The 6,835-nt window shown below is 71.3% G+C and carries 1 pseudogene; it reads left to right on the forward strand.

Features of this window, described 5'->3' with window-relative positions:
* Positions 1-6,835: pseudogene (locus tag RJ05_RS31280) on the forward strand (hypothetical protein); the annotation flags it as partial.

The raw sequence follows: 6,835 nt of genomic DNA on the forward strand, positions 1-6,835 counted from the left end.
AGGCACTGGCCGACGCGGTCGCCCGGCTGGACGCGGTCACCGACCCCGATGACGTCGCCGCCGCCACCGCCGAACGGGACCGGTGGGCCGGCCGCCTCGACGTCGACCCCGGCGACCTCACCGACCGCCCCGACCAGACGATCGACCGGCTGCGCACCGAGGTGCTGCGCCGCATCACCGACATCGACGACCTGGCAGACGCCGTCCTCGCGGCCAGGCAGGAACAGTCCGGCGAAGCCGGTGGCCGCCGCTACGTCATCACCGTCGACGGCGATCGCGTCCCGGTCCGGCTGGTCGACGACGGGAACGGCGGATGGCGGGTCGAGGCGCCGGAGCGGCTGCGCCCCACCGTCGAGCGGACCGACCAGCCCGAACCCAAGGCGATCGAGAAGAAGCGGTCGTGGCTGCGCAAGGTGTGGGATGCGCTGCGCAACGGGTACGGCGGCGCGAGCCCGAAGTATCCCTCGGGGTCCGGTGTCGATGGCGCGGGCCAATCGGTCCTCGGTCACGAGTACCTGCCGATCGATTTGACCAGCTCCAAACCGCCCGCGACACCGGGTGGTTCGCCGATCGAGGAACTCACCACCAAGTTCAACCCGGCACGCATCCTCAAAGAGGGCGTGACGATGTGGAAGAGCCGGGAACACATTCCGTTCCTGCGCCACCTCACCGACCGGCTGCCCACCCAGACCGGCGATGTGGCGCCGATCCTCACCCCCGAGGGCGAGGAGTACGCGCCGTGGATCGATGAAGCCGATCCGGATCTGCTGCGCGAGATCCGCGCCGACCTGGAACTGGCCGGGCTCGACGGCGGCGACCCACCGGCACGGGCACAACTGCCGCCCGGCGAGCAGCAGCCGCCTGCCACCGGCGAACTCACCGAAGAGCCACCGCTGCCGGACTGGGCCCGCGACCTCGCCGACAACCTGCGGATGCGTGCCGCCGACGCCGCCGAGTTGCGCCGGATCGCCGGTCTGCTCGGGCTGCGCCTGCCCGACGTCGACGCGGAAACGTTGCGCCGAGCCGTCGCCGACGCGCGCTACACCCACATGCGCCGCGCCGGAGCCATCGAAGGCCTCTATGCCGCGGCTCTCCGCTACAACGCCGAACACGACGCCGTCCCCTACGCCGATTCCACCAGCTTCTTCGACGAGGACCCGCTCGGCCGATCGCTGATCGACCGTGCGCGGGCTCGCGGCGAACGCGCCGACATGCTGCGCTGGGAGGGCGTCAACAACGGCGGCGAACCGGGCCTGGACTGGGGTCCGGAGGTGCCGCAGGAACGCGACAAGGGCAATAGCCTGCACTTCCAGGACGCGTTGCGGCGCGAGCAGATTCGTGATGAACGCGGGGTGTGGGCGCAGCTGCTCGGTGTCTCGATCGATGACCTGTCGCCCGCGCGGCTGGACGAGACCATCGCCGCGCTGCGCGACGAGTTGCCTGCCCGCGCCGATCTGGTCGGTGAGTTCGCCGATCGGGTGGACGATTTCCTCGGCGCCGATTCCGCCGACCGCGTCGTCCAGGTGCCGGGTGAACCACCGCGTGTCATCGTGGTCGATGCCAGGGGCGAGCACGAGTCGGCCATTGCCGCCGCACTGGCCCGCGACCCCGAGCTGGCCGGTCGCGTGGACCGCGGCGAGGTGGAGGTCGAGTTCTACAGCGCGTTCCTCGACCGCGACGGGATGGTCCACATCGTCGCGCTCGATACCCCCGAGATCCGGCACTTCCGAGGCGAGATCGACGGCCGCCCGGTCGCGGTGACGATGGTCCGCGAGCCGAGCGGGTCGTGGCATGTGGTGCCGGATCCGGTCCACACGGACGGACCCGCCGCGACGGGCGAGGGTGCGGCGGACAGCACGCCCGACCGAACCGGCCCGGCCCGTCCCGACGGGGAGGCCGACCGCGGCGCGCAATCCTCCGACCGGAACCGCTCGGAGGACCCGGGCGCGAGCGACCCACAGCCGAGCGACGGCCGGCCCCGCAGCGCGGAAACGCTTCGCGCCGACCGTAATGCGCTGGCGCGGCAACTCGGCATCGCCGATCCCGATTCGCTCACCCCGCGTCAGTGGGCCGACGCCCTCGCGCAGCTGTGGCAGGACAACGTGTTGCGCGCCACGCAGGTCGAAGGCCTGCTCGACGTCACCCGCAGCGCCGACACGATCGACCATTACAACGCCCTCGACAACGTGCTCGGCCACCTGACCAACCGGCTCCAGGTCGACCGGACCGCGCTGACCCCCGAGCTGGTCGCGCAGATCATCGCCGACCCCGCCACCCCGAACTCGCGGCGGCTCCAACAGCTCGAGGATCTCGCCGAGTACGCCGAGAAGCTGCGCAAACTCGACAAGGCGGCGGTCAACGCGGCGGTGCGGTTGCTGGCCGAGCGGCTGGGCGTCGCGCCGGAGGAGATCTACGGATCGAGCTTCACCTCGGATATGCGGCATCTGGTGCCGGACCCGGACACCCTGGGGCCCGAGGGGATGCGGCGCGCGATCAACGCCATGGTGTACTCGATGGCCGACCATCCCGCGGTGGTCGACGCACTGACCGATTTCGTGCGCGCACTCGGCGAAGTCGACCCCTTCACCCGTGGTTTGCAGCGTGATCCGGGCGCCGATCCGCGCGTGGGCGGTGGCGAACTCCCGGTCCACGACCCGACATCGCTGGCGTTCCTGCTCGACCTGCTCGGCGATACCGGCCTGTTCGCGCCGCTCGGCGACGGCCCCGCCCCGGACCTCGCCAACCGCAGGCCCAGCCGCGACTACCTGCGCATCCTCGGCGTCGACATCACCGACGCGAGCGACGACGCCTGGGACGAGGCCTACACCAAGTTCCGCGACGGCCGCCTCGACCTGCACGAACGGCTGAGCCCCGCCGAGCTGGCCGAGGTCCAGGCCACCCTGCGCGAGGAGATCCGGCAGCGCGCGGCCGACATCCGTGAGCTGGCCGGACTCGTCAACGACGCGCACAACGCCACCCCCGACCCACGCCCCGACCTGCACCAGCCACGCAACCCGGACGGGACCTGGCGCACCGACCCCGGTGAGGACCCCGGTGCCACCCCGATACCCGCCGGCGAGAACCCGCCCTCGCGGCCGCCTGCCGCGCCGGGCGAGGCGAAGGCACTGCCCGATGCCGCGGAGCCGGAAACCGATACGGGAGCGCAGAAGCCGAGCCAGACTCCGCCGCCATCGGAGCAGCCCGACGACGCGGGAGATTCCGAACCGTCGAGCGGCAGCCAGGAATCGAAGCCTGTTCAGGAGCCCGATCGTGCGGGCGATTCGCCCGAGCCCGAGCGGGTTCCGTCCGCGGAGAACTCCGATGCCGAGCCGACTCCGGCATCCGGCGGGGGAGCGCAGAAACCGCCGCAGACACCGCCCACACCGGCCCAACCGGACGATGGCGATCGCGGTGCGGGATCCGGCGCGGACGGCGAGCCGGCGCATCGGCAACCTGAACCCGACGGATCGGACGACACCGGCGTCGAGCCCGGCGCGCACGATTCCACCGATTCGCCGGCCGGCACCGACCACGCCGAACCGACCACCGACCCGCGCGCGCAGATGTCGCCCGAGGTCCGCGCCGCATACGACCGCCTCGCCGCCGAGCGGGCCGAAGCGGTGGCGCGGCGCGAGGAATGGCGCGAGATCCGCGATATGCGCGCCGAACGTCACCCCATCGACAACCGCGACGACTATGCGGTGCTGAACCGCGACAACCTCGATGCGACCATGGAGGAGCTGCGCGGGCGCACCATGCGGGTCGACGAGATGCCGCGCCGGCTGGCCGAACTCGACGCGCTCGAACGGGCGGCCGAGCAGTTCAACGACGCCGATGCCGACATTGCGCGCCTCGATGCGGAACTGGCCCGGCTGGAACGCTCGGTCACCCCGGTCGGCGAATACGACCGGCTGGTGCAGCAGCGCCAGGAGCTGGCCCGCGAACGCGAATTCTGGCGCGCCAAACGCGACGATCGCGCCGTGCGGCACGGCCTGGTCGACGACGACGGCCGTGTCGACGAGGCATCGCTGCGCGGCGACCGGCTCGAACCGACGATCCTGCGCCTCTACGACGAGGCGGGCGCGGACACCGTCGACCATCCCGGTGGTATCGACGAAAGCCCCAGCCAGTCGCGTTCCCCACGCAGCAGCGCCGACCAGGCCGAACGACGCGCCGCGATCGCCAAACTCGCCGACGCGGCCAGCACCGTCAACCGGCTCGATGCCGAAGTCGATCAGGTCGACCGCCAACTCGCCGAACTCGAGCGCGCCGGCGTCGGCGAAGGCAGGCCACGCGCCGACGAGGTCGCTGCCGAGCTGGACCGCCTCGCCAGGCAGCGGGCCGAACAACTGCGCCAGATCAAACCGCGCCGCGTCATGCGCGACGATCTCGCGACCCGGCTCGGCGTCGTCGATGCGCAGGGCCGCCCCGATGAGGCTGCTCTGGCCCCCGATCGCCTCGACGAAACCCTCCGATTCCTGCGCGCCCGAGCCCAGTTCGACATCCTCACCGGAGCGCCGGGCGATGGCCCGCGGCTACTGCTGCGCGATATCGACGCCCTCGCCGACGCCGCCCGCGACGTCAACCGCGTGCACAATCTCGTCGGTCGCATCCAGGACGAGATGGCGGGCCTCGCGGGCGCGTGGCGGGCGATGATCGAGGGCGAAGGCGGGCGGATGGTGACCCCGCGCGTCGGCATCATCGCCGATGGCGACGCCACCCGGATCGTGGTGTTCGGTATCCGCGACCAGCTCGGCCGCCCGCCGCGCAGCGATATCGACGACGCCTTCGCCACCGCCTTGCGGACGAATTCGCTGGTGGCGCAGTCGATGATGGACGCCGACACCACCGTCGAACTGCGCCGCGTGCGCGCCGACCGTGAAGGTGTGTGCACCGTCGAGGAACTCGGGCTGCTCGAGGTGGAGCGGCTGAGCACCGGCTGGGTCGGCGGCGACCGGCTCGACATCACCTCATGGCGCGACGGCGAAGGCAACTGGCACCGGATCGACCCGACCCGCCCGGACTGGCAGACCGGCCGCGATACCAGCGAAACGAGCAAGCCGAAGGCCGAGCGGTACGGCAAGTACTCGCGCAAGGACCCACCGGACGGCGTCAGCGGGTGGGCCATGGAGGACGTCGTCAACGACATCACCCTGCCCACCGACGACGTCCCGGCCGGCAAGATCCCCGAGAGCACGCTGCCGGTGAACGCCCCGCAGGCGCCGACGCTGTACAACACCTCGGGTCTCGACCCGAACCAGATCTTCGGCCAGCACTGGGGCGCCGACTCCTACAACGTGGTGCGGTTGCTGCTGATGGCGGCGCAGGTGCCCAAACATCCGGCGGTCAAGGCGTGGATTCAGCGGCATCCGTGGATCGGCCGATGGGTGCAGGCACGGCCGTGGCTGCAGCGGATCCCACCGTTCGGGACGGTGTTCCGCGGGTACGAATGGTTCGCACCGCCGGAACGCAATGTGCAGCCCATGGTTCGTCCGTGGGACGCCTCCGATCACCGTCAAGGCGCCGACGACGTGCCGGAATCATTGCGCCGGCAATGGGAGCACGAGGCCGCGCAGTGGCAGCGCGTGCAGGACTGGGCCGACGCCGAATACGACCGCTTCCTGGCCGACCCCGACGATCTCGACCGCATCGCCGAGGGGATCGAGGAACACCGGCGCACGCAGCAGGCGGATCGGGCGCGCGAGGTCGTCGACCGGGTGCGGCGGGATCTGGTCGACGGCCACGGCGGTATCGATCCGCGGGGAGATGTGGACGCCCAGATCGAAGCGGTGCACGCCGAGATCGACCGCGTCGCCGAAGCGCTGGCCGATCAGTTCGCCGCGGACGATCCCGCCGCTGTCCGCGACACCATCGAGGACGTGCGGGAACTGCTGATGGCCGACGTCGATCCGGACCTGATCGCGGGCGCGTTGGCCGAGCACATGCGCGACGACGTCCCGGTGTTCACTCCCGAGCAGCTCGCACGGATTCGCCACCACCTCATGGAGGCCGAGCTGCTGGTCCGCGACCACGCCGACCCCAATGGCCGTTTCGTGCGCAAGCCGATGGACCGCCTCGCCGATATCGCCGAGGCCTGGAACCGGCTGCGCAACGGCACCCCGCTGCCACAGGACTTCATCCTGCTGCACGACGCCCTGGCCGAATCCGACTACCTGCGCGCCAACCCCCTGGCCACCTGGCAGGACGCCAACGCCTACGCCATCGGCCTCGGCTACCACTGGGACGCCGACCGTCCAGCCCTCACCGACTGGCGCACCGGCATCCCCTACGCGCCCACTCGCCCCACGACACCCCCACTCCTCCCCGAACGCACCGGCACCGCGCAACTCCCACCCGCCCAACCGGACTCGCGCGTCTCCACCGACCGGCGAGCAAACGACCCGGCGTCCGCGCAGCTCCCGCCGACGCCCGGCCCGGACTCCGCAGGGTCTTCGGATCCCGCGATCGCGTCGGAACCTGAGGGCATTTCGGACCGAAGCGGTGAGACCGAGCGCGAGGCTTCCTCGGAGTCCGATGGTGGCGCCGCCGATGGTGTTTCGGTGCGAGCCAGCACGGACGATGACGGCGATTTTCCGGCCGGCGGCGTCGGCAAACCCGACGGCGGCGCCGCCGATTCCCTTGGCGCCGAACAGGAGTCGCCGAGGTCCGGCGAAGATGGTTCCTCCGGTGCCGCACCCCGCACTTCGGGCCGAAACGGTGATGCGGCGCCCGAGGCTTCCTCGGAATCCGATAATGCCGCCACCGATGGCGATTCGGTGCGTGCCGACACGGACGATGACGGCGATTCCCTGGCCGGCGAGGTCGGCGCAGCTGA

It is taken from the genome of Nocardia cyriacigeorgica NBRC 100375, from assembly GCF_000308555.1.
GTDB classification, from domain to species: domain Bacteria; phylum Actinomycetota; class Actinomycetes; order Mycobacteriales; family Mycobacteriaceae; genus Nocardia; species Nocardia cyriacigeorgica.